This is a genomic window from Stenotrophomonas maltophilia, from assembly GCF_013464485.1.
GTDB lineage: Bacteria > Pseudomonadota > Gammaproteobacteria > Xanthomonadales > Xanthomonadaceae > Stenotrophomonas > Stenotrophomonas maltophilia_AW.
The window spans coordinates 175,629-195,092 of sequence record NZ_RAUX01000010.1 but is presented as its reverse complement, the minus strand read 5'-3'; the positions used below and the strand labels follow the sequence as shown (position 1 = coordinate 195,092).

Genomic DNA, 19,464 nt, shown 5'->3' with positions numbered 1-19,464 from the left:
GTCAGGTCGCTGGCAGGGTGATCTTGCGGGTGAGGACGTCGATCAGGTCGGTGCCGTCCCAGACCGGGTGGAAATCCAGGGCGCGGCCGAAGGGCACCACGCGATCGATGGCGCGGTTGCCAAGGCTGGACAGGAAATCGCGCAGTGCCGAAGTACTGAAGCCATGCTGGACCAGCGTCTGGTCGCGGTCGTCGAGCTGCGGCGCCAATGCAGACAGGGCTGGCAGGTCGATCTCGACCACCAGGCCGTGGCCGGACTGGATCTCGCGGATTCCGCCATCGGCGCGCGCCGCTTCCAGACGCAGGGGATACAAGCCGATGGCGTCGGCCGAACGCACGCCATGACCGGTCGCGGCCAACAGGTTGGCATCGGTGACCCGGGCCATCAGCGCTGCGGGCTCATCTTCCAGGCCTGCAGCCTGGCTGCGCACGGCCGGCCAGAACCGTGCCTTGGCCGCTGCGATGCCTGTTTCTTCACCCACCCAGTACAGCGTGCGCGGTGAAGAGCACGCTTGCTGTCCGAACCACAGCACGTCGTTGCAGAAGCGCCTGGCAAGTTCCTGAAGATCAGCATCGGTGCCTTCCACCAGCGCGTCCGCGCGCATCACGGCCACGCCGAACCGGTCGGGGAAGGCCAGTTCGACGGCCAGCGGAGCGATCGGCAACGAGCGGATCTTGGCGACCGTTGCGTCGCCACCCCAGATGATCCGTGCGTGGCAGCGGTGGGAAATGGCCGTGGTGATCGCATCGTCGTGCGGATAGGTCAGCAGCACGGCACGTTCCAGAACCTGCGGGTGCAGGCCCTCGCGATGCATGTCGTGCAGGATGGAGACAAGCGCATCGCGCTGGGTACTCTGCTTCTGCGACAGGCGCGCCACGTTGGTGTTGCCCGACAGTACCGACATCAACCAGGCATAGGCGAACAGCACGTCGACGTTGGCCGGTGCCAGGTGGAAAACTAGGCCGCGGGCCAGGTCCAGTTCGGTCGCGCGGGTGCCGATGCGCTGTGAGAGCTGGTTGACAGCCGCACCGCGGAACCAGTGGCCCAGGGTCGCCAGTTCCGGATGCTGGCGCAGTTGCGGAAGCGCAAATACGCGGCGGGAAAAATCAGCAACGAATTCGCGCAGTGGTGCGCTGAATGGCAGAAGGGGGGGCAGCGCGGACAGGCGCGCCAGCTCCGCGTCCAGCGAGGCATCCGGGTGGATCGAGAAGAGCAGTCTGGTCATGCGTTGGGCACCGTGCGGGTATCGCTGCAGCCGCGGACTTCCACGTTCTTGATACGGCCGAGCACGGCGAAGTGTTTGCCGTGGCGACCGCAAGGGCAATCGTCTTCGCCGTGGATCACGCCGAGATCTTCGGTCAGCAGGCTGTGGCCGGGATAGCTTTCGGGCAGCAGGCTCAGCACCTGGATCACACCGGTGGTGCCGTGCGGCACCGGGTGCAGGTCCTGCAGGTCGCGGACGACCACGTCGGCATAGGCCGGCGCGTGCAGGTGGCCATGCTCGCATTCGAAGAAGATCGAGCCGACCTGTTCAACCATGCCGTAGTAGTTGTGAACGCGTTCGATGCCGAAGGTCTGCGACAGCGCGGCCTTGTAGGCAACATTGTCGACCTTCTGCTCATCCATCTTCTTCCAGCCGCCACCGTGCACCAGCATGCTACCGGCCGGGAAGCGGATCTGCCGGCCATCACGGCGTGCGGCCTGCACGAACGACTGCCAGACGATGAAGGTGAAGCCGAACAGCAGCACCGGCTCATCCGGATGCGCCTGCAGCCATTGCTCCAAGGCCGTCCAGTCCGGTTGCAGGTCTTCGTCCAGCAGATACAGATGGTCGCGGCCGAAATTGGAGAAGCCGAGGATGCCTGCGGCGCGTGCGTTGAAGCGGCTGCGATCACGCAGGAAGCTGGAATCGTCCACCACCAGCATGCGCAGGCGTCTGTTACCCGCGAAGTGGGAGAAGATGCGGGTCAGTGCACGGGTCTGGGCGCGCGCGGTGTCGGCATCGAGGAAGATGCGGGAAACCGCAGCGCCGGTGGTGCCACTGGACACCAACGTGCGTGACACCTTGTCGTCGTCGATGCTCTTGAGGTCCAGCAGCTTGAACATGCGTACCGGCAACCACGGCACCTGTTCCAGGCTGTCTGCATCGCCGGCAGGCCAGAGTCCATCGAGGATGGAGGCGTAGGGCAGGCCGTGCTCGCGGTGATGGGTGGTCAGCCGATTGAGGCCGTCAAGCAGCCAGGCGCGCTTGTGGGCACGATCGAGACCGAAGACGTCGACTTCCAGGGCGGCCGCAGCTGTGGCGGCCGGGGGAGCGGGCTGGGTCACCTTGCAGTTCCTTGTCCGGCCGTCTGCCGGAGACGCTGGTAGTCCACCTTGCCGCTGGCCATCAGCGGCAGCGCGTCCAGGTGGAGGGTACGGACATGGCCGCCGAAGAGCTTGTAGCGTGCCTGCACCAGTTGGCGCACGCGCTCCTGCTCGGCAACTTCGTGGCCGTGGCTGAAGGCCACCAGGTCATCATCGTCGCCCGAGCACACGATCTGCTGGCCGAGCGCAGTCGACAGCATGGCCTCGACTTCGTCGAGGTTGACCCGGTTGCCTGAAATCTTGAGGAAGCGCTTGGCACGTCCGGTGATGTAGTGGAAACCGTCTTCGTCGACGCGGGCCAGGTCACCGGTGCGCAGGACGCCGTGCAGTTCGTCACCGGTGGCCAGGTCGGCGCGCGTGGTGGCATATCCCATCATCACGTTGGGACCGGAATACACCAGCTCGCCCGTCGCCTCGTCAACCTGCATGTGGCCGCCGGGTACGGCAATGCCAATGCTGCCGACCTTGTCCAGGATCCGTGCCGATGGCACATAGCTGATCCGCGGCGATGCTTCGGTCTGCCCGTACATGACGAAGAATTCCAGGCCGTGATCGCGGCTGGACGAGGCAAAGTGGGCGACCAGTTCGTCGCGCAGGCGGCCGCCTGCCTGGGTGAGCATGCGCAGGCTGGGCAGCTGCAGGCGGGCAAGGCCCATCCGGCGCAGGATCTCGAAGGTCGCCGGAACGCCCGACAGCGAGGTGATGCCGTGGCTGCGCGCGCTGTCCCAGAACTCGCGGGTCATCAGGCTGTCCTCGCTCAGGACCACCGAGCCGCCAGCGGCAAGGTGGCTGTTGAGGATCGACATGCCGAACGAGTAGGCCAGTGGCAGCGTCGTGATCGCACGATCATCGGCGCGCAGGCCCAGGTACTGGACGATGGCATTGGCGTTGGCGTCCAGGCCCGCAGCGGACAATCGCACCAGTTTTGACGAGCCGGTACTGCCGGAGGTGCTCAGCAGCAGCGCCAGATCGGCGTGTGGTACCTCGTTGGCGGGACCCGCGCCGCGCAGGTGCAGGGCCAGTGCCTGGCCCTGATGCACGGTCTGGTAGCCCTCCGGTGCAGGACCGGCGGTGGCGACCCAGTCAGGCTGGTAATGCGCCACCAGCGCCGCCAGCAGTTCCGGGTCGGTATCGGGCTGCAGCAGCAACGGAACCTGGCGCCTGCTGCGCAGGGCGCCCAGGTAAAGCGCCACGGCCTCGCCATGGCTGGGCATGCACAGCAGGCCCATGCCGCGTCCTTCGGGCAGCCGCGCGGCGTACTGGTCGGAAAGGCGGGCCAGCGACGCGAAGTCCAGCGTCTGCCCGCCATCGATCAGCGCGACCCGCGACCCGTGTTGTTCAAGGTTCCAGAACGGCATTCAGACCACCATTTGTCCGTCGATGCCAATCACCTGCCCGGTGACATAGGCGGAGGCATCACCCAGCAGGAAGCCGACCAGTTCGGCCACCTCCGCAGGGGTGCCGGCGCGCCCCATCGCAATCGACGCGACACGCTTGGCGTGCGCGGCCTCCGGCATGCTGCGTGTCATGTCGGTATCGATGAAGCCTGGCGAGACCGCATTGACGCGGATTCCGCGGGGGGCCAGTTCCTTCGACGCCGATCGGGTGGCACCGACCAGTGCGGCCTTGCTGGCCGCATACAGGCTGAGCCCGGCAGCACCGTTGACACCCATGATCGAGACCAGGTTGACGATGCTGCCCTTGCCGGCGCGCGCCATCAGCCGCGAGGCGTACTGCATCGCCATCAGGGGCGCCTTGACGTTGACAGCCAGGACCTGGTCGATGTCCTCGGCGCGGATCATGCCGAGCAGGCCTTCGTGCAGCACGCCTGCATTGTTGACCAGTCCATCCAGGCGGCCGAACCGGGCGAAGATCTGCTTGAACAGGCCCGCGATGGCATCGGCATCGGTCAGGTCGAGCGCGGCACAGAGCGCAGCCGGTGCGCCCAGCGCCTGGATCTGTGCATCCAGCGCGGCCAGTGCCTGTTCATCGCGGGCCACCAGTACCAGCTGCGCATGCCGCGAGGCCTGCTGCAGCGCGATCTCGCGACCGATGCCGCGCGACGCACCGGTGACCAGAATGACGGGCGCGGCGCCGGCCATGCTCAAACGGCTGCGCCGTGCTTGCGCAGGATCTCGCGCGCTTTGCCCACCGAGCTCATGTCGATCACTTCATCCATGTCGATCATCACGCCGAAGGCTTCTTCCAGTGCGGCCACCACCGACATGTGGGCGATCGAATCCCACTGAGGGATGGTGTTGTAACGCAGGTCGTCGCTCACGCTGTCGGCGGCGATGCCCAGCACGCGGGCGAACACGGCAACGACCTGATCATCGGTAACGGTATCGTTCATAGGAATTTCCTGAACCCAAACAGGGTGCTGTTGAAATGGAAGCCAAGGCGGGCATACAGATTGATGATGCCCGTATTCGCGGCGGAAACCAGGGTCGTGCAGTGCGGGATGCCACGCGCGCCCAGCGACTCGAGCGCGGTGATCCACAACGGAAGGGCCAGCATGGCGTAAGGCCCCGAAGCGCCGGTCAACAAAAGTTCGCAGTTGCTGCGGTCTGCAGCAACGCGTTCGGCATGGAAGCCGATGACGCGGCCGCGCGATTCGGCCACGTAGGCCAGGCCCCCGGTGACCATGTCTTCGATCCAGTTGGCGGTGCGCAACGCGGCCCGCTGCGGATCGATGGCGGGATCTTCCAGGAAGCGGCCGTGCGCGAAGTCGGTGGTGGCAATCTGCCGCAGTTCGGCTACATCGGCAGCGGTCGCGGGGCGCAGCGTCGGCAGCATGCCGCGCGGAACCTGGGGCAGGTTGGCGAAGCCGCTGCGCGAAACGGTCAATGAGGTCTCAACGAAGGCGAAACCCTGCTGGAGCAGGGCCGCCTTGGCCACCGGCTGCGTGGCATCAATGCGGCCGAACAGGTAGTGCACCGAGTGGGTGGCGCACCAATGGCCCAGCTCGGCCAGCAAGGGGGCTGCCTGTGCCGCGGTTGCGACGTCCAGTGTGGTCACCTCTGCGGTGACGAAGCCCAGGGCGCGCTCGTCCCAAGGGGTCAGGCGCGCGGCGATCCGTCCTTCACCGTTGTCGATGAGCAGGTTCATCGGGCTTCCTGTGCATCGTTCACCGCGTCGGCAACGATGTAGTAAGGGCGCTTCTGCACATTGCGGAAGACCTGCCCGACATACAGGCCGACCACACCCAGGCAGAACATCACCAGGCCGCCGATCAGCCACACCGAACCGATGATGGATGTGTAGCCAGCCACTTCGATATCACCGTCCCACCAGCGCAGCAGGCTCAGTGCCACCAGTACGAAGGCGACCAGCGAACAGGCGATTCCGGTGCCGGCCACCATGCGTAGCGGCTTTTCCGAGTAGCCCAGCGCAATGTTGGTGGACAGGGTGAGCAGCTTGCGCAGGGTGTAGGAGGTCTCGCCCACGGTACGGGCCTGGTGCTGGACCGGCAGCTTGCCGGTACGGAAGCCGGCCCATTTGACCATCAACGGGAACGAACGATCGCGTTCGGGCATTCTGCATACGGCATTGATGACCTTGCGATGGTAGATGCCGAAGTTGGCCGTGCTGGGGTCCTGCGGCACGCCGGTGAGCCAGCCCAGCAGGCCGAAAAAGGCCCACGATGACAGCCGCTTGAGTGCCTTGTCCTGACGTTCCAGGCGTTGGGCGAACACGACATCGAGCTGTTCTTCGTTGGCCTTGCGGTACAACGCGGGAATTTCGCGGGGGACGTCCTGCAGGTCGCAGTCCATCACTACCGTCCAACGGCCACGTGCGTGTTCGATGCCGGCCGAAATGGCCGAATGCTGGCCAAAATTGCGCGACAGGCGCAGGCCACGCAACCAGGGTCGGGTCGCGGCCAGTTCGGCGATCCGGGCCCAGGCGCCGTCCGGGCTGGCGTCGTCCACCAGGATCATCTCAAAGCGGACACCCAAGGTTGCGATCGCGGCCTCGACCTGGTCCACGAGGTCTTCCAGGCATCCCTGGCAGCCATAGACAGGCGCTACGACCGAGATTTCCAATGGGAGTTCTCCACCGTACGGCGGAGAGGGCGTCGCTTCTGTCATGGCGTAGTGGACCCTTGCGCGCCCTGCCTTGGCACGTGAATGACACCGCGTTGCTGTGCGAGGGGGCGACACGGGGTCTCCCGGCCTTCCGCCGCGCGCCACGGTCAGTGTCGGCAGTCGTCGATTATAGCTTTACCGGTTGCATGCACAGCGGCCCATCGCCATTCATGCGGCTACCCAAGGCGGGGCGCTGCGGCCCCATCGCGTGGCCCGCTCGCGGGGCGGTCGCCGCCGCCGCCAACGGACGTGGCGTGGACCGAAGCGGGTGTCAAAGCCAGAACCGGAAGGGCCCATATCTCGGGATGAGGGAGGGGCCGTCAAACCCCCTCCTTCATTCATCTACATGATTGCTGCATGACGTGCCAGGCTGTTCCGGCTGCAATGGGCAACGCCCAGCATGCGGCAACCGGAACTCGGCCCAACGTACCCTGGAACAACAGAACCCCGGTGGAGCGGGTGCTCCAGCCGGGGGGCCTGCAGCTGCAGGGATGGTGCCTGCGTCAGCCCAGCGCGGCTTCCAGCTCCGGCAGGATCGCGAACAGATCCCCCACCAGGCCGATATCGGCGATCTCGAAGATCGGCGCATCGCCATCCTTGTTGATCGCGACAATCGTGCCGGCGTCCTTGATGCCGGTCAGGTGCTGGATGGCACCGCTGATGCCGACGGCCACGTACAGTTCCGGTGCGATGATCTTGCCGGTCTGGCCGACCTGCAGGTCGCTGGGCACGTAGCCGGCATCGACCGCGGCACGCGAGGCACCGACGGCAGCACCGAGCTTGTCGGCCAGCTGGAAGATGACCTTGAAGTTCTCTTCCGAGCCGACGCCACGGCCACCGGAGACCACGCGCTTGGCGGCCTGCAGGTCCGGGCGGTCGCTGGCACCGGCGGCGAGGCCGATGAAGCGGGTGTGGGTCGGCAGCGCAGCATCCACGCTCGCCGCTTCAATGGCAGCGCTGCCGCCCTGGGCGGCTTCCGGCCACGACGCGGCGCGTACGGTGGCGACCACGATCTGGTCGGCCGGGGCTTCCACGGTGATGATCGCGTTGCCGGCGTAGATCGGGCGCTTGAAGGTGTGGCTGCCTTCGACGCTCATCAGGTCGGACACCTGGTTGACGCCCAGCAGGGCAGCCACGCACGGCATCAGGTCCTTGCCGAAGGTGGTGGACGGGCCGAACACGTGGGTGTAGCCCTTGGCCAGCTGCGCGATCTGCGGTGCCAGCACCTGGGCGATGGCCTGCGCGTTGGCGGCGTTGGCCACGGTCAGGACCTTGGCGACGCCGGCGATCTTCGCCGCTTCAGCGGCAACGGCGGCCGGGTCGGCGGCCAGCACCAGCACGTCGATGCTGGCACCGCCGATGGCGGCGGCGGCGCTGACGGTCTTGGCGGTGGCGGCGTTGAGCTTGCCGTCGTGGTGTTCGGCGATGACGAGAATCCTGCTCATTACAGCAACCCCTTCTGCTTGAGTGCGGCAACCAGTTCAGCCGCGTCCTTGACCATCACGCCCTTGCTGCGCTTGGACGGCGCGGCGTACTGGGTGGTCTTGAAGGTGTCGGCAGCTTCAACGCCGAGGTCGGCCAGCTGAAGGGTCTCCAGCGGCTTGGCCTTGGCCTTCATGATGTCCGGCAGCTTGATGAAGCGCGGCTCGTTCAGGCGCAGGTCGGTGGTGACCACCGCCGGCAGGTCCACTTCCAGCGTTTCCAGGCCGGCGTCGACCTCGCGGGTCACCGTGGCCTTGCCATTGGCAATCTCGAGCTTGCTGGCGAAGGTGGCCTGCGGGCGGCCCCAGATCGTGGCCAGCATCTGGCCGGTCTGGTTGGCATCGTCATCGATGGCCTGCTTGCCGAGGATCACCAGGTCCGGCTGTTCCTTCTCGATCAGCTTGAGCAGGGTGCGTGCGGCGGTCAGCGGCTGGATGGCCTGGTCGGTGACGACGTGAATGGCGCGGTTGGCGCCCATGGCCAGGCCGTTGCGCAGGTGCGCCTGGGCGTCGGCCGGGGCGATGGTGGCGACCACCACTTCCGTGGCGATGCCCTTGTCGCGCAGGCGCAGGGCTTCTTCCAGGGCGATTTCATCGAAGGGGTTGGGGGACAGCTTGACGCCGTCGGTGACCACGCCGGAACCGTCCGGCTTGACCTGAATGCGGACGTTGTAGTCCACCACGCGCTTGTACGCGACGAGGATTTTCATCTGGTACGGGGTCCTTGTAGTGCCGGCCGCTGGCCGGCTCACATTTGCTGGAGATCATCCGGTCCTGGAACAGCAACCGGTTCGGGGGTGGGACCCCGATTCTAGCTGGCTTGATGGGACCATGCGAATGCGTATGGTCCTTCGCATCACCTGCTGCGCCGCAGCAATCCAGTCGAGCGGGGTTCACCTGCGTGATCGCCCGCTGCGGGAAGCCCGTTGTATCCTTCAACGTTGCATTGTCGCGGCCATGAAGGCCCGACCCACGAATCACCATCAGGAGAACAGGTAGTGCCCACATGGCTTGTCACCGGCGGCGCCGGATTCATTGGCGGTAACTTCGTTCTTGAAGCCGTCGCCCGCGGCATCAAGGTCGTCAACCTCGACGTGCTGACCTACGCCGGCAACCTGAAGACCCTGTCCAGCCTGGACGGCAACCCGGATCACGTATTCGTGCAGGGCGACATCGGCGACCGTGATCTGGTCACCCGCCTGCTGGCCGAACATCAGCCCGACGCCGTGCTGAATTTCGCCGCCGAGAGCCACGTGGACCGCTCCATCGACGGCCCGGGCGCTTTCATCCAGACCAACGTGGTGGGCACTCTGGGCCTGCTGGAAGCGGTCCGTGACTACTGGAAGGCGCTGCCGGCAGAACAGGGCGCGGCCTTCCGCTTCCTGCACGTGTCCACCGACGAGGTGTACGGCACCCTGGGCGAGACCGGCAAGTTCAGCGAAACCACTCCGTATGCGCCCAATTCGCCGTACTCGGCGTCGAAGGCCGCGTCGGACCATCTGGTGCGTGCGTTCCACCACACCTACGGGTTGCCGGTGCTGACCACCAACTGCTCCAACAACTACGGCCCGTACCACTTCCCCGAGAAGCTGATCCCGCTGGTGATCGCCAAGGCGCTGGCCGGCGAACCGCTGCCGGTGTATGGCGACGGCAAGCAGGTGCGCGACTGGCTGTTCGTGTCCGATCACTGTGAGGCGATCCGCACCGTGCTGGCCAAGGGCCAGGTGGGCGAGACCTACAACGTGGGCGGCAACTCGGAAAAGCAGAACATCGAAGTGGTGCAGGCCATCTGCGCACTGCTGGACCAGCGCCGCCCGCGCGCGGACGGCCAGCCGCGCAGCAGCCAGATCACCTACGTCACCGACCGCCCCGGCCATGACCGCCGCTATGCGATCGATGCCTCCAAGCTGAAGAACGACCTGGGCTGGGAGCCGGCCTACACGTTCGAGCAGGGCATCACCTTCACCGTCGACTGGTACCTGGACAACCAGGAATGGGTCAACGGCGTGCTGGACGGCAGCTACCGCCTGCAGCGCATCGGCACCGCGGCCTGAACCCAGGAGACGACATGACCCAGCGCAAGGGCATCATCCTCGCCGGTGGCTCCGGCACCCGCCTGTATCCGATCACCAAGGGCGTCAGCAAGCAGCTGCTGCCGGTGTACGACAAGCCGATGATCTACTACCCGCTCAGCGTGCTGATGCTGGCGGGCATCCGTGAAGTGCTCATCATCAACACCCCGCACGAGCAGGCCCTGTTCCAGCAGCTGCTGGGCGACGGTTCGCAGTGGGGCATGGACATCCAGTACGCCGTGCAGCCGAGTCCGGATGGCCTGGCACAGGCCTACCTGATCGGCCGTGATTTCGTGGCCGGCAAGCCGAGCTGCCTGGTGCTGGGCGACAACATCTTCCATGGCCATGGCCTGCGCGAGGTGCTCAAGCGCGCGGACGAGCGCGTGGACGGCGCCACCGTGTTCGGTTACTGGGTGAATGACCCGGAGCGTTACGGCGTGGCCGAGTTCGACAAGACCGGCAAGGTGATCGACCTGGTCGAGAAGCCGGAGAAACCGCGTTCCAACTACGCGGTGACCGGCCTGTATTTCTACGACGGCAAGGCCAGCGATTACGCGGCCGAGCTGAAGCCGTCGCCGCGCGGCGAGCTGGAGATCACCGATCTCAACAAGCGCTACCTGGCCGAGGGCAACCTGCACCTGGAAGCGCTCGGCCGCGGCTATGCCTGGCTCGATACCGGTACCCACCAGTCGCTGCTGGAAGCGTCCAACTTCATCGAGACCATCCAGACCCGGCAGGGGCTGCAGGTCTGCTGCCCGGAGGAAATCGCCTTCGGCAAGGGCTGGATCAACGCCGAGCAGCTGGAAGCGTTGGCCGCACCGCTGATCAAGAATGGCTACGGCCAGTACCTGCACACGCTCGCACTGCGTGGAGTCGTTCCGTGAAAGTGATTGAAACCAAGTTGCCCGGCTGCGTGGTGATCGAGCCGGCCGTGTTCGGCGATGCCCGCGGTTGCTTCTTCGAAACCTGGAATGCCGAGCGCTTCGCCGCGCTGGGTCTGCCGGACCGTTTCGTGCAGAGCAACGTATCGACGTCGGCGCAGGGCGTGCTGCGCGGCCTGCATTACCAGTGGCCGCGCCCGCAGGGCAAGCTGGTCAGCGTGCTGGAAGGCGAGGTGTACGACGTTGCGGTCGACATCCGCCGTGGCTCGCCGACCTTCGGCCAGTGGGAGGCGGTAGTGCTGAGCGCTGAAAACAGGAAGCAGTTCTGGATTCCGGAAGGCTTCGCCCATGGCTTTGCCGTACTCTCCGAGCGCGCGTTGTTCAGTTATCTGTGCACGGATGTATACGTCAAGGAAGCCGATGCAGGTATCCGCTGGAACGATGCCGACATCGCCGTGGATTGGCCGATCAGCGCGCCGGTGCTGTCGTCCAAGGACGAGAACGCTCCCTTCCTGAAGGACATTGCTGAAGACCGCCTGCCGGTCTACGTGCCATGACCGTGCTGGTGTTCGGTGGCAATGGCCAGGTCGGTCAGGAGCTGCTGCGCGCGCTGACGCCGCTGGGCAAGGTGGTCGCGACCACCCGCAGCGGTGTCCTGCCTGATGGCAGCCCCTGCGAAACCGCTGATTTCGGCCAGCCTGCCAGCCTGCCAGCCCTGCTGGACCGGCTGCAGCCGTCGCTGGTGGTCAATGCGGCCGCCTACACGGCGGTGGACCGTGCCGAGCAGGAGGTCGATGCGGCCTTTGCGGCCAATGCGCAGTCTCCGGGTGTGATCGCACGCTGGTGCGCAGCGCACGGCGTGCCATTCGTGCATTACTCCACCGACTACGTGTTCGATGGCCAGGGCACCGCGCCGTACCGCGAGGGCGAGCCGACCGCGCCGCTGGGGGTGTATGGCACCAGCAAGCGTGATGGCGAGGATGCGGTGCGCGCGGCCGGCGGTCGCCACCTGATCTTCCGCACGGCCTGGGTGTATGCCTCGCATGGGGCCAATTTCCTGCGCACCATGCTGCGCGTGGGAGCAGAACGCGAACAGTTGCGGGTGGTGGCCGATCAGATCGGTACCCCGACGCCGGCCGCGCTGATCGCGGATGTCACCGCGCAGGTGCTGCAGCATCCGGGCCACTTGTCTGGAACGTGGCATCTGACGGCCAGTGGCCAGACCAGCTGGCATGGGTTTGCCGAGGCGATCTTCGCCGAAGCGCTGGCTACCGGCGTGTTGGCGAAGGTGCCGGCGGTCGAGGCGATTCCCAGCTCCGAGTATCCAACGCCGGCCAAGCGCCCGGCCTGGTCGGTGCTGGACAACCGCAGGCTGCAGCAGGATTTCGGCATCGTGCTGCCGGCGTGGCAGGACGGGTTGAAGCGGGTGATGGCGGAGATTGCCTGACCGGGTAGGCGACCACCATTGGTGGTCGCGTGCATCCACAGTGTGCCGACCAATCGTCGGCACACACTCCAGCCGGCGGGCGTCGGGTCAACTGCGCCCGTAGGTGTCCTCGAAGCGCACGATGTCGTCTTCGCCGAGATAGCTGCCCGACTGCACTTCGATCAGTTCCAGCGGCAGCTTGCCCGGGTTGCGCAGGCGATGGGTCACGCCCAGTGGAATGTACGTGCTCTGGTTCTCGCTGAGCAGGATCACGTCGTCGCCACGGGTCACTTCGGCGGTGCCACTGACCACGATCCAGTGTTCGGCGCGATGGTGATGCATCTGCAGGCTCAGCGTGCCGCCGGGCTTGACGGTGATGCGCTTGACCTGGAAACGCTCGCCGTTGTCGATCGAATCGTAGGCGCCCCACGGGCGGTAGACCTTGCGATGCCAGGTGGCCTCGCTGCGACCGTCGGCCTTCAGCTGCGCCACCACGGTCTTGACCTCCTGCATGCGGTCGGCCCTGCCAACCAGCACGGCGTCGTCGGTTTCGACCACGATCACATCGTCCAGGCCCACCAGCGCCACCAGGCGCTGTGCATAGGCATACGTATTGCGGCAGTCGATGGCGATCACATCGCCCTGGTGTGCATTGCCATCACCGTCCTGCTGCGAGACATCGCGCAGGGCTGTCCACGAGCCGACATCGTTCCAGCCGGCGTCCAGCGGAATCACCACGGCGTCTTCGGTCTTTTCCATCACGGCATAGTCGATGGAATCGGAGGGAACGGTGGAGAACGCCTCCTTGTCGAGGCGGGTGAAATCCGAATCGCGACGGGCCTGCTGCCAGGCCTGGCGGCTGCCGGCCAGCATGTCGGGCTGGAAGCGCTCCAGTTCCTGCAGGTAACGCGAGGCCTTGAACAGGAACATGCCGCTGTTCCAGTAGTACTGGCCGCTGCTGACATAACCGGTGGCGGTCTCCAGGTCGGGCTTCTCGACGAAGCGCTCGACCGCGCGCAGGCCCTGGCCTTCGGCGGCCTTGATGTAGCCGTAGCCGGTTTCCGGGCCGGTCGGCACGATTCCGAAAGTCACCAGCTTGCCGGCTTCGGCAGCACTGGCCGCAGCCTGCACGGCCGCGCGGAAGGCCGCCTCATCGGTGATCACATGGTCCGAGGGCAGCACCAGCAGCAGCGCATCGGCGCCCTCGCGGGTGGCTTCCAGTGCTGCAACCGCGATGGCCGGAGCGGTGTTCCGACCGACGGGTTCCAGGATGATCGCTGCCGCCGCTGCACCGACCTGCTGCAGCTGTTCGGCGGCCACGAACCGGTGCTCTTCATTGGCGATCACCAGTGGGCCGTGCGCGGCAATAGGGGCGACACGCTGCCATGTGGCCTGCAGCATCGTCAGGTCCCCGGCCAGCGGCAGGAACTGTTTTGGATACGCCTCGCGCGACAGTGGCCACAGGCGGGTGCCGGAACCACCGGAGAGGATGACGGGCTGGATGTTGCTCATGGTCGTCCTCGCTTACTGCTGCAGAAGAGTGGAGATTTCGTCGGTGCGCGCCTGCATCAGCGATGCATCGCCACGTGCCTCGACGTTCAGGCGCAGCAAGGGTTCGGTGTTGGAGCTGCGCAGATTGAAGCGCCAGCTGCCGAAGTCGGCACTGACACCGTCGGTGTGATCCAGTGTGGGCGACTGCGCGGCGAAGTGCTCCATGACGCGCGCTACAGCGGCCTTGGCGTCAGCCACCTTGAAGTTGATCTCACCGCTGCACGGGTATGCCGCCATGCGATCTTCCACCCAGTCGGCCAGCGAGCGGCCGCTTTCGGAAACCAGCTGGGCGATCAGCAGCCACGGAATCATGCCGGAGTCGGCGTAGGCGAACTCGCGGAAGTAATGGTGTGCGCTCATCTCGCCGCCATATACCGCGTCTTCGGCGCGCATCTTCTCCTTGATGAAGGCGTGGCCGCTCTTGCACAGCACTGGCACGCCGCCGGCTGCTTCGACCATCTCCACGGTGTTCCAGACCAGGCGCGGGTCGTGCACGACCTTGCCGCCCGGCTGGCGGGCGAGGATGGCCTTGGCCAGCAGGCCGACCAGGTAGTAGCCCTCGATGAAGCGGCCGGTGTGGTCGAAGAAGAAGCAGCGATCGAAATCACCGTCCCAGGCAATGCCGAAGTCCGCACCGTGCTCGCGGACGGCGTCGGCGGTAGCCGCGCGGTTCTCCGGCAGCAGCGGATTGGGGATGCCGTTGGGGAAGTTGCCATCGGGCTCGTGGCAGATGCGGATGAACTCGATCGGCAGGTGGGGCGCCAGCAGGTCGATGATGGCACCGGCGCCACCGTTGCCGGCGTTGGCCACGATCTTCAGAGGCGTGAGCTTGCTGCGGTCGATGTAGCTCAGCAGGTGCTGGATGTAAGCGCTCTTGTCGTGCTGGGCAACCTGTCCGGCACGCATCGGCTGGGCCTCCGCCGTATCGGCGGCGACGGCGTCGGAGATTGCGAACAGGCCGGTATCGGAACTGATCGGTCGCGCATTCTCCTTGACCAGCTTCATCCCGTTGTAGTCCATCGGGTTGTGGCTGGCGGTGACCATCACGCCGCCCGCCGCAGCCAGGTGATCGGTCTGGAAATAGACCTCTTCGGTGCCGCACAGGCCGATGTCGATCACTTCGCGACCCGCTCCCCTCAGGCCAGCCGCCAGCGCGTCCTGCAGTGCAGGGCTGGTCAGCCGAACGTCGTGGCCCAGCACCACCGGGCCCGGAGCAAGCTGCGCATCCAAGGCCGTGCCGATACGGCGGGCCAGGTCTTCGTTCAGTTCCTCCGGCACGCGGCCGCGGATATCGTAGGCCTTGAAGGCGGGTAAGGGCATCGATCAGATCCTTTGTAAGCTCAGCCCTTGATTGTAGTCCTAGTCCCGTATGGGAATCGTTTCCATCGGGAAACGCCACCTGACTGGCCGTTGCGGTCAGGTCTGCCGCTGCCGCCCGCCTGCCCTTCGAGCGCGCTTGGCGGGCAGGCCCGGTAGCGGCGCCAACAGTGCCTGCACATCTTCCTCGCTGAAACGAGGCCCTGCGCTGCCGCCGCCTTCGAGGATCGACTCGGCCAGCAGGGCCTTGCGTTCCTGCATCTCGGCGATCCGTTCTTCGATGCTGCCTGCGGCGATCAGACGGTAGACGAACACCGGCTGCTGCTGGCCGATGCGATGGGCGCGGTCGCTGGCCTGGTTTTCGGCGGCGGGATTCCACCAGGGATCGAAATGGATGACGGTGTCGGCGGCGGTCAAGTTCAACCCGACGCCACCGGCCTTCAGGCTGATCAGGAACACCGGCACCTCGCCCTGCATGAAGCGCCGCACCGGTGTGGCCCGGTCCTGGGTGTCGCCGGTCAGGGTCACATAGGCCAGCCCCAGGTCTTCAAGCGCCTGCGCGATCAGCGCCAGCATGCCGGTGAACTGTGAGAACACCAGGATCCGTCGGCCTTCCTCGACCATCGACGGCAGCATGTCGCGCAGCAGCTCCAGCTTGGCCGAACCGGCATTGCGTGCCGGGGCGTCACCCGGCAGCAGGCGCGGATCGCAGCAGACCTGGCGCAGCTTCAGCAAGGCATCCAGCACCACGATATGGCTGCGCGCCAGCCCGCTGCCGCTGATGGCCTCGCGCACCTGTTTCTCCATCGCCGCACGCACGGTTTCATAGAGATCGCGTTGGCCGCCCTCCATCTCCACCGCGCGGGTGATGAGCGTCTTCGGCGGCAGCTCCGATGCGACCTGGTCCTTGCGCCGGCGCAGGATGAAGGGGCGCAGCCGCTGCGCCAGCAGCCGGGCACGGCGCTGGTCGCTGCCACGCTCGATCGGGTGGCGCCAATGCTGGTTGAACTGCTTTTCGCTGCCGAGCAGGCCGGGCAGCAGAAAGTCGAACTGCGTCCACAGCTCGCCCAGATGGTTCTCCAGTGGCGTGCCGGTCAGGCACAGGCGATGGCGGGCCTGCAGCGTGCGCAGGGTAATGGCCGCACGCGACTTCGGATTCTTCACCTGCTGGGCTTCATCCAGAATCAGCAGATGGTAGACATGTGCCTGCAGCGCCTGCTCGTCGCGCCACAGCAGGGGGTAGGTGGTCAGCACAAGATCGTGCCCGGGGATCGCCTCGAACAGTGCTTCACGCGCCGGTCCGTGAAGGGTCAGCACGCGCAGGCCAGGGGTGAAGCGTGCCGCTTCGCTCTGCCAGTTGTGCAGCAGCGAGGTCGGCACCACCAGCAGTGCCGGCTGGTCCAGGCGGCCGCTTTCCTTTTCGACCAGCAGATGCGCCAGCGTCTGCAGGGTCTTGCCCAGCCCCATGTCATCGGCCAGCACACCGCCCAGCCCCTGCTGGCGCAGGTACTGCAGCCACGACAGGCCATCACGCTGATAGGGACGCAGCGTCGCCACCAGCCCCGCCGGTGGCGGCACTTCACCCAGTGCGGGTGCCTGTATCAGGCGCTGCACCAGCGCCTGGGTATCGTCGCGGCCCCGGAACTGCAGGCGCGCCGTGTCCTGCAGCGCCTGCAGGCGGCCACGGTCAAGCGCTGACAGGCGCAGCGGCGCGCCACGCTGGGCGAACAGGTCCGCCAGCAGGGCCATGATCGGCTTCAATCGCGCGGCCCGCAGTGCCAGGCGGGTGTTGTCGCCTGCCATCAACAGGATGTTCTCGTCATCGCCGATGGCGTCCAGCTGGCCACGCATCCAGCGGGGATCGGACTGCAGCACCTGCTGCAGCAGCGGAACCATCGACACGTTGCGGCCTTCCACCTGGATGTCCAGACCCAGGTTGAACCAGCCCGCATCCGCCGGGTCCGCCTGGATGTCCAGGTCGATCTCATCCACCCGGGTGATGCGATGGCGGAAATCGTCATCCGTCTCCACCTTCCAGCCCAGGGCTTCCAGGCGCGGCACGTCATCCAGCAGGAACCGTGTCCAGTCATGGGTGCGCAGCTGGAACTGCGGGCCAGCGCCATCCAATGACGCCCGCGGGTCCGTGTCGCGATGCAGTCCCACCGTGCGCAGCTCGGCCTCGCGCCGTGATTCCTCACCCAGGTCACGCGGCAGCAGGGCGAGCTGCCCCTCCGGATCGTGTGCGAACAGGCTCGGATCATCCAGGAACCGCACGTGCTCGTCGTATTCGAAGGCTACGGTCGCGATATCGGCCCACTGCGACGGGTCGCGGCGGCCGAGCCACGGCGGACGGAACTCGACCGTGTGCAGGCGCAGGACGGGCGTCATCGAACGGATCAGCAGCGTTGGCAGTGTGCTGCTGTCGTCGGGCATGGGGGGCGTATGGTCGATCTGCTGCAGCATCTGCGCCAGTACAGCCGCCACGTGCAGGCAGTCGTGGCCGAGCGGGCAGGAACACCGGTTGCGCAGCAGGCTGCGCGGATGGCGAAGGCTGGCGGCCAGGTCGATCTCCACCCGGTAGGAGTACTTGGCCGGGATCTTTACCTCAGCGACCAGAATGTCACCGAACAGACGCATGCTGTGGACTTCCGACAGGCAATGGTCGCTCATTTCCAGCGTGCGGCCTTCCATCCAGCGGAGCAGATCTTCTTCGGTGTAGGTATGGGCCATCAACGAGGGTGGGGCGGGCACGGGGCCGGCCATTGGCAGGGGAACCCGGCATTCTACGGAACCCTGTGCGATGCCCGTGCAATGCTGCGGCGCATCCAGGCGCTTGGCCGCCCTCCAGCTAGAATGCGGTCATCCTCAACGTGCAGGGTAGTACAGCAATGCAGCAATCGACTTCCACCGGCAAGCGCAGCAAGCGCTTCGCCAGTGCGGCGGAGGCCCTGCAAGGGGTGGTCGCCGATGGCCAGACGCTGGCCGTGGGCGGCTTCGGCCTGTGTGGCATTCCCGAGGCATTGATCGCCGCGCTGCGCGACAGTGGTGCCAAGGGCCTGACCGTGATCTCCAACAATGCCGGCGTTGATGGTTTCGGTCTGGGCCAGCTGCTGGAAACCCGGCAGATCAAGAAGATGATTTCGTCCTATGTGGGCGAGAACAAGGAATTCGAGCGGCAGTTCCTGGCCGGCGAACTGGAACTGGAGTTCAACCCGCAGGGCACCCTGGCCGAGCGTCTGCGTGCCGGCGGCGCGGGCATCCCGGCGTTCTTCACCGCCACCGGCTATGGCACGGTGGTGGCTGAAGGAAAGGAAACCCGCGAGTTCGACGGCAAGCACTACGTGATGGAAACCGCGCTGCGCGCCGACGTGGCGCTGGTCAAGGCGTGGAAGGCTGATGAAGCGGGCAACCTGGTGTTCCGCAAGACCGCGCGCAACTTCAACCCGGCCTGCGCGATGGCCGGCAAGGTCTGCATCGTGGAAGTGGAGGAGGTGGTGCCGGTCGGCGCGATTGATCCGGACCAGGTGCACCTGCCGGGCATCTACGTACACCGCATCGTGCACAACCCGCATCCTGAAAAGCGTATCGAACAGCGCACCATCCGCGCGGAGGGCAACTGACATGGCGTGGACCCGCGATGAGATGGCGGCACGTGCCGCCCGCGAACTGACCGATGGTGCGTACGTGAACCTGGGTATCGGCCTGCCGACCCTGGTTGCCAACCACATCCCCGAAGGGGTGGACGTATGGCTGCAGTCGGAAAACGGCCTGCTCGGCATCGGTCCGTTCCCGACCGACGCCGAAGTGGACGCCGACCTGATCAATGCCGGCAAGCAGACCGTCACCGCGCGTGCCGGTGCCAGCTACTTCGGCAGCCACGACAGCTTCGCGATGATCCGCGGTGGCCATGTGAACCTGGCTATCCTCGGCGCCATGCAGGTCACCGACAAGGGTGACCTGGCCAACTGGATGGTGCCTGGCAAGATGGTCAAGGGCATGGGCGGCGCGATGGACCTGGTGGCCGGCGTGCAGCGCGTGGTGGTGCTGATGGAGCACACCGCCAAGAACGGTGAGCACAAGATCCTGACCGAATGCACGCTGCCGCTGACCGGTGTCGGCGTGGTCGACCGCATCATCACCGACCTGGCCGTGTTCGACGTGACCGATGCCGGCCTGCAGCTGGTGGAGGCGGCGCCGGGTGTCAGTGATGACGAGCTTAAGGAAAAGACCGGCGTCGCGTTCCAGCGCGGCTGAGAGTGCAAGGGCGGCCAAGCGCCGCCCTGT

Annotated in this window: 18 protein-coding genes; 6 read left to right on the top strand and 12 right to left on the bottom strand. The window is 66.0% G+C overall.

Annotated elements, in window-relative coordinates; all coding sequences use genetic code 11:
- Position 1 precedes the first annotated feature (1 nt).
- From D7Y61_RS05215 to D7Y61_RS05175, 9 genes are all read right to left on the bottom strand, one after another.
- Complete coding sequence (locus D7Y61_RS05215; protein ID WP_180865386.1) at positions 2-1,225, bottom strand: acyl-CoA reductase; 1,224 nt, start codon at positions 1,223-1,225, stop codon at positions 2-4.
- Positions 1,222-2,328 (bottom strand): acyl-protein synthetase, encoded by a 1,107-nt coding sequence (locus tag D7Y61_RS05210; protein ID WP_180865385.1) that lies wholly within the window; start codon positions 2,326-2,328, stop codon positions 1,222-1,224. The genes D7Y61_RS05215 and D7Y61_RS05210 overlap by 4 nt, the downstream gene beginning before the upstream one ends.
- A complete protein-coding gene (locus D7Y61_RS05205) occupies positions 2,325-3,725 on the bottom strand; it encodes an AMP-binding protein (protein ID WP_180865384.1) in 1,401 nt (466 codons plus the stop codon). Before D7Y61_RS05205 ends, D7Y61_RS05210 begins: the two co-directional genes overlap by 4 nt.
- Positions 3,726-4,469 (bottom strand): SDR family NAD(P)-dependent oxidoreductase, encoded by a 744-nt coding sequence (locus tag D7Y61_RS05200; RefSeq protein ID WP_180865383.1) that lies wholly within the window; start codon positions 4,467-4,469, stop codon positions 3,726-3,728.
- 2 nt (positions 4,470-4,471) lie between these two features.
- The gene (locus D7Y61_RS05195; protein WP_180865382.1) at positions 4,472-4,720 is read right to left on the bottom strand and encodes an acyl carrier protein; all 249 of its coding nucleotides are present in this window, start codon (positions 4,718-4,720) and stop codon (positions 4,472-4,474) included.
- Positions 4,717-5,475: a GNAT family N-acetyltransferase gene (locus D7Y61_RS05190; RefSeq protein ID WP_180865381.1), complete on the bottom strand. Its 759-nt coding sequence runs from the start codon at positions 5,473-5,475 to the stop codon at positions 4,717-4,719. The genes D7Y61_RS05195 and D7Y61_RS05190 overlap by 4 nt, the downstream gene beginning before the upstream one ends.
- Entirely contained in the window at positions 5,472-6,455 is a 984-nt protein-coding gene (locus D7Y61_RS05185) for a glycosyltransferase family 2 protein (RefSeq protein WP_180865380.1), read from the bottom strand. The genes D7Y61_RS05190 and D7Y61_RS05185 overlap by 4 nt, the downstream gene beginning before the upstream one ends.
- Before the next feature lie 500 nt (positions 6,456-6,955).
- Positions 6,956-7,897, bottom strand: coding sequence for an electron transfer flavoprotein subunit alpha/FixB family protein (locus D7Y61_RS05180; protein WP_180865379.1), 942 nt, complete (start codon positions 7,895-7,897; stop codon positions 6,956-6,958).
- The gene (locus tag D7Y61_RS05175; protein ID WP_180865378.1) at positions 7,897-8,643 is read right to left on the bottom strand and encodes an electron transfer flavoprotein subunit beta/FixA family protein; all 747 of its coding nucleotides are present in this window, start codon (positions 8,641-8,643) and stop codon (positions 7,897-7,899) included. The genes D7Y61_RS05180 and D7Y61_RS05175 overlap by 1 nt, the downstream gene beginning before the upstream one ends.
- A 288-nt stretch (positions 8,644-8,931) precedes the next feature.
- Here D7Y61_RS05175 and rfbB point away from each other — a divergent pair, with 288 nt between their 5' ends.
- Genes rfbB through rfbD form a run of 4 tightly spaced genes read left to right on the top strand, consistent with a single transcriptional unit; the run spans position 8,932 to position 12,333 of the window.
- Positions 8,932-9,987: a dTDP-glucose 4,6-dehydratase gene (gene rfbB, locus D7Y61_RS05170; RefSeq protein ID WP_180865377.1), complete on the top strand. Its 1,056-nt coding sequence runs from the start codon at positions 8,932-8,934 to the stop codon at positions 9,985-9,987.
- A 14-nt stretch (positions 9,988-10,001) separates the two neighbouring features.
- Positions 10,002-10,889 (top strand): glucose-1-phosphate thymidylyltransferase RfbA, encoded by an 888-nt coding sequence (rfbA, locus tag D7Y61_RS05165; RefSeq protein WP_180865376.1) that lies wholly within the window; start codon positions 10,002-10,004, stop codon positions 10,887-10,889.
- The gene (gene rfbC / locus D7Y61_RS05160) at positions 10,886-11,443 is read left to right on the top strand and encodes a dTDP-4-dehydrorhamnose 3,5-epimerase (RefSeq protein WP_180865375.1); all 558 of its coding nucleotides are present in this window, start codon (positions 10,886-10,888) and stop codon (positions 11,441-11,443) included. The genes rfbA and rfbC overlap by 4 nt, the downstream gene beginning before the upstream one ends.
- Positions 11,440-12,333: a dTDP-4-dehydrorhamnose reductase gene (gene rfbD / locus D7Y61_RS05155; protein ID WP_180865374.1), complete on the top strand. Its 894-nt coding sequence runs from the start codon at positions 11,440-11,442 to the stop codon at positions 12,331-12,333. Before rfbC ends, rfbD begins: the two co-directional genes overlap by 4 nt.
- 87 nt (positions 12,334-12,420) lie before the next feature.
- Here rfbD and D7Y61_RS05150 read toward each other — a convergent pair whose 3' ends face one another.
- The 3 genes from D7Y61_RS05150 to D7Y61_RS05140 all read right to left on the bottom strand — a co-directional run bounded on the left by D7Y61_RS05150 (position 12,421) and on the right by D7Y61_RS05140 (position 17,910).
- Positions 12,421-13,824, bottom strand: a complete 1,404-nt coding sequence (locus D7Y61_RS05150) for a mannose-1-phosphate guanylyltransferase/mannose-6-phosphate isomerase (RefSeq protein WP_180865373.1) — start codon at positions 13,822-13,824, stop codon at positions 12,421-12,423.
- A gap of 12 nt (positions 13,825-13,836) precedes the next feature.
- On the bottom strand, positions 13,837-15,183 hold the full coding sequence (locus tag D7Y61_RS05145; RefSeq protein ID WP_180865372.1) for a phosphomannomutase: 1,347 nt from the start codon (positions 15,181-15,183) through the stop codon (positions 13,837-13,839).
- Between the two features lie 96 nt (positions 15,184-15,279).
- Complete coding sequence (locus tag D7Y61_RS05140) at positions 15,280-17,910, bottom strand: DEAD/DEAH box helicase (protein ID WP_180865433.1); 2,631 nt, start codon at positions 17,908-17,910, stop codon at positions 15,280-15,282.
- Positions 17,911-18,068: 158 nt separating this feature from the next.
- On the opposite strand from D7Y61_RS05140, the gene D7Y61_RS05135 reads away from it, so the two are divergent.
- Positions 18,069-18,800, top strand: coding sequence for a CoA transferase subunit A (locus D7Y61_RS05135; RefSeq protein ID WP_049434964.1), 732 nt, complete (start codon positions 18,069-18,071; stop codon positions 18,798-18,800).
- Position 18,801: 1 nt separating this feature from the next.
- Positions 18,802-19,434 (top strand): CoA transferase subunit B, encoded by a 633-nt coding sequence (locus tag D7Y61_RS05130; RefSeq protein WP_054170964.1) that lies wholly within the window; start codon positions 18,802-18,804, stop codon positions 19,432-19,434.
- The last annotated feature ends 30 nt before the right edge of the window (positions 19,435-19,464 follow it).